Below are 3,589 nucleotides of genomic sequence, written 5' to 3'. Positions count from 1 at the left end.
TTACAATCGTCACAATCCTGAAAAGTGAGAACTTTGCTGCAATTATCGATTATCATCCCCACTTATTGTGAGGCCCAGAATTTAACACAGCTGATCCCCCGCATTGGTCAAACCCTCATAGACTCCGCCCTTTCGGCTGAGATCATCATTGTGGACGACCACAGTCCGGACGGTACGCCTGACGTCTGTCAAACACTATCCGAGTCATTTCCGGTGCGGCTGATCACGCGCAAAAATGAGCGGGGACTCTCAACCGCCGTGATCGCAGGCCTGGATGCCGCCTCTGCCGAAATCCTGCTGGTGATGGACGCCGATCTGTCACACCCGCCTGAAAAAATTCCGGAACTGTATGCGGCTTTGAAAAATCAACACGCAGATTTTGTGATTGGCAGCCGCTATGTGAACGGCGGATCAACCGAAGAGACCTGGGGCTGGTTCCGAAAACTCAATTCCCGGATTGCCACCTGGCTGGCGCGCCCCTTCACAAAAGTGAAAGACCCGATGGCCGGTTTTTTTGCGATCTCGCGCCACAATTTTCTGAAAGCGCGCGATCTGCTCAACCCTGTAGGATATAAAATCGGGTTGGAACTGCTGGTGAAATGTCGGTGTCGCAACATTGTTGAAGTTCCAATCCACTTCGCCGACCGAACTCTCGGAACGAGCAAACTCTCATTCACAGAACAATGGAATTACTTGAAGCACCTGAAACGACTGTTCGATTTTAAATACAGAAATTACGCGTACTTTATTCAATTCGCCGTGATTGGTCTCTCGGGAGTTGTCGTCAATCTGCTGGCACTCTCCCTGCTGTTGCACTGGCTCGACCGATCTGTCGCCATCGCTGTGGCAATCTGGGTTTCCATGAGTACCAATTTCCTGCTCAACCGGAATATCACATTTTCCTATGCGCGGGATGCGCCGATTCTCAAGCAGTATTTCCATTATAGCGGCAGTTGTCTGACCGGTGCGCTCTGCAACTGGGCAACGACAATCGCCTTGTGCAATTCGTTCGCCTACTTTGAAAAAAGAACCATGCTGGCGGCGTTGATCGGAATTCTCATGGGAATGGCCTTCAATTTTATTCTCTGCCGCTATCTCGTCTTTGCCAAACACAAGCCAACCGGCGATGAGTTGAAAACAGAATGATACACTTCTCTGTTTTAAAGATTACCCGGCTGATCACCCTGCTGCGGCGGCTGGCGTTTCTGCTGCTGAGCCACTTTTCGCTGAAACTGGTCAAACGAATGTGACAGTGAATCCAGCAGGCGGGGAATATTGGGGGCAGCCATATGCACTCGGGCCGACACACACGAGCGCGGAAAAAACGTGGTGATGAAGTCAAACGAAAATTCGGTCGCCGAATGCCCGATCCGGACGGCATTCGCATAAACGCCGCTCAGCATATCATCGGGCAGTTTCAGTTCGTCATACAGTTCTTCCGCGGACGGAGGCTTCTGTCCCGATTCTGCCTGTCTGGTAACCGTCTCCGGCTTTGACTTGTGCGTTGACTCAGCCTCAGGTGTCCTGGTTTCACCGACGGCCCCCATACCGCTTGCTGAGGCTCCGGAAACAAAATCCGAAACCGGCGGCGTTGGTTCCTCCGAAGCAGGTGCTTCAATGCCCGTTCCGATATTGATCGAATCGGCCGGCCCGGTGACCTGCGGCGGCAGTGGTGTCGGGATCGTGGGAGTCCCAAACCGCTTTTCATAATTGTTCAGATTGTCTCTGAGGGCACGAATCATCTGCGGGACCACGCCCAGCGGCAGAACCACGCGCGCTACAACCTGCTGCGGCGTCGAAATTCTCAACAGGAAATCCAGAATAAACTCATGCCCGCCCTGCAACACGACGGCCCCGGTACTGAAAACCCCGCGCGAGACTCCCTCGGGAACACGCGCACTCACCTGGGAATGCCTGATTTCCTGGGTATGCCGTTCCGGACTGAATTCATCGTCATTTTCTGCTGGCGTTAGTTCGTCACTCATATCGGCTGTTTCAATTCTTTAAGGATTCTCAAATCGTTTCGCGTTTATAGAGTCACATTCAAATTCAAATCTGACTCAGCCACCACTTACAGAAAATTGCTCTCTGCTATCAGTAAACCATTGCCAACTATTCTGCACAATGTCTGATAAAATGCAACGACCTAACCTGTTTCTATTTCGACTGCAGTGTACGCAACTCTCTGGGCAGTGGAAAGCGAACCGATTCTTTACGGATCACGGCGTTTTCCACTTCCGCCTGATACTGATCTTCCAGATGTTGAACTAATTCCTGGACGACCACTTCCGGCGCACTGGCACCGGCTGTAATCAGGATCGTCTCATACCCTTCGAGCCATTCGGGTAAAAGTTCATCAACGCCATCAATCAGATAAGCAGGCTTCTGTGCCGTCTTGCCGATCTCCATCAGCCGTTTACTGTTGGAACTGTTCTGACTGCCCAGCACCAGTACCAGGTCCGCCTGCAGCACGAGTTCGGAAACCGCCTCCTGACGATTCGTTGTCGCATAGCAGATATCCTCCTTGGGAGGACTCTCGATCTGGGGATATTTTTCCTTGAGACTTCGAATGACTCTACCCGCTTCATCTACACTCAAAGTCGTCTGAGTCAGATAAGCCAGTTTTGCCTCTTCCGGAAAATTCAGAGCCGCCACTTCTTCCGGGGTCTCGATCAGAGTGATACTTTCCGGAGCTTCCCCCATCGTACCAATCACTTCATCATGCCCTTCGTGACCGATCAGAATGATATTATAGCCTGCCTCAGCATACTTAATCGCTTCTGTATGCACCTTGGTCACCAGCGGACAGGTCGCGTCAATCGTGCGAATATTTCTGTCGCGGGCTTCCTGTCGGATCGCAGGGGAAACGCCATGAGCACTGAAGACGAGAATCGACTTTTCGGGAACTTCCGACACCGAATCAACAAAAGTCACCCCCAGATTGGTAAAGCGATTCACAACATATTTGTTATGCACGATTTCATGATAAACATAAATGCTGCTGCCAAAAATCCGAATGACTTCTTCAAGGCATTCAATCGCCATATTAACCCCCGCACAAAAACCACGGGGATTTGCCAGAATTACTTTCATTTGATCATTTCCAGTTAAGCAGAAACATAGAGTGGTAGATCTGCTTCGGGAGGGTCGAAAACCATGCTGACTGGCTGACGAACGCCATCCCACCCATAAATCACACTGCCCGGGCACGCGCAACGCGGCCTCACAGATCATTCTATGCGGTAGGCGGAGCGAAACCAAATCCGGAAAGTTCAATTTTCGAACTTTCGGAAAAGGAACGCCTGTATTTCAGTGATTTTACTGAAATCAGGCGTTTTTTCTGCAGGTTCGCGAAATGACTCCAGCCTGGAGAATGAGAATCGCGCATTCGCTCCTCTCATTTTTTCTCGCCTGACACCACTATTCCACGGTCACACTTTTCGCCAGATTACGGGGGCGGTCGACATTACAGCCCCGTAAAACCGCGATGTGATACGCCAGTAGTTGCAGCGGAATCGCCGTGACCAGAGGTTGCAGGAAATCATCCACGTCAGGCACATAAATCACATCATCGGCAATATCTGCAATT

General features: G+C 51.0%; 3 protein-coding genes. 1 reads left to right on the top strand and 2 read right to left on the bottom strand.

From position 1 onward, the window contains the following. Positions 1-33: 33 nt before the first annotated feature. Complete coding sequence (locus tag Q0294_RS10175; protein ID WP_299464311.1) at positions 34-1,146, top strand: glycosyltransferase family 2 protein; 1,113 nt, start codon at positions 34-36, stop codon at positions 1,144-1,146. A 14-nt stretch (positions 1,147-1,160) separates the two neighbouring features. Here the strand turns inward: Q0294_RS10175 and Q0294_RS10170 are convergent, their stop codons facing one another. Next, on the bottom strand, positions 1,161-1,985 hold the full coding sequence (locus Q0294_RS10170) for a DUF3467 domain-containing protein (RefSeq protein WP_299464309.1): 825 nt from the start codon (positions 1,983-1,985) through the stop codon (positions 1,161-1,163). Positions 1,986-2,157: 172 nt separating this feature from the next. Further along, a complete protein-coding gene (ispH, locus tag Q0294_RS10165) occupies positions 2,158-3,093 on the bottom strand; it encodes a 4-hydroxy-3-methylbut-2-enyl diphosphate reductase (protein ID WP_299464307.1) in 936 nt (311 codons plus the stop codon). Positions 3,094-3,589 lie beyond the last annotated feature (496 nt).

The sequence above is a fragment of the uncultured Gimesia sp. genome (assembly GCF_937919775.1).
Lineage (GTDB): Bacteria > Planctomycetota > Planctomycetia > Planctomycetales > Planctomycetaceae > Gimesia.
This window is presented reverse-complemented; position numbering and strand designations above follow the sequence as displayed.